Origin of the sequence: Streptomyces amakusaensis, assembly GCF_039532665.1 — a bacterium.
GTDB lineage: Bacteria > Actinomycetota > Actinomycetes > Streptomycetales > Streptomycetaceae > Streptomyces > Streptomyces amakusaensis.
In genome coordinates, this window is the sequence record NZ_BAAASB010000083.1 from 1 (window position 1) to 790 (window position 790).

Consider the following 790-nt stretch of genomic DNA (forward strand, 5'->3'; position numbering starts at 1 on the left):
GCTGGGTGTGTTGACCGGTCGTGATGATGTGGTGTTCGGGTCGACGGTTTCGGGGCGTCCGCCGGAGTTGGCGGGTGTGGAGTCGATGGTGGGTTTGTTCATCAATACGGTTCCGGTGCGGGTGCGGTTGGATTATGCGGAGTCGTTGGGTGATTTTCTGGTTCGGGTGCAGCGTGAGCAGTCCGAGCTGCTGGATCACCAGTATTTGAGCCTCGCGGAGATCCAGCGGATCGCCGGGACCGGAGCCGGAGAACTCTTCGACACCACCACCGTCTTCGAGAACTATCCGCAGGACACGGAATCCTTCGCCGGTGACTTCGACGGGATCCGTCTGGTCGATGTCCAGGGCAGCGATGCTACCCACTACACACTGAGCCTCGCCGTACTGCCGGGCGAAGAACTCCGGCTGCGCATCGGCTACCGGCCCGACCGCCTCGAACGCGACACGGCTGAAGAGATAGCGGCACGATTCATCCGGCTGCTGGAGGCGATCGCCGACCACCCGGAGGAGCGAATCGGCCGACTCGACGCACTCTCCCGACAAGAGCGCGACCGATTGCTCACCGAATGGAATCAGCCCGCTCGCACGATGGACCGGGGTCGCTTACCGGATTTGTTCGAGGAGCGAGTGGCGCGTACCCCGGACGCCCCAGCCCTGGCCTTCGGCGAGATTTCCCTCACCTATGCGGAGGTGAATGCGCGGGCGAATCGGTTGGCGCGTTTGCTGGTGGGTTTGGGTGTGGGGCCTGAGCGGGTGGTGGCGTTGTCGGTGCCGCGTTCGGTGGAGACG

Annotated in this window: 1 protein-coding gene; it reads left to right on the forward strand. The window is 63.9% G+C overall.

From position 1 onward, the window contains the following. On the forward strand, positions 1-790 hold a 790-nt coding region (locus tag ABD371_RS35725), incomplete at both ends, for a condensation domain-containing protein (RefSeq protein ID WP_344486948.1).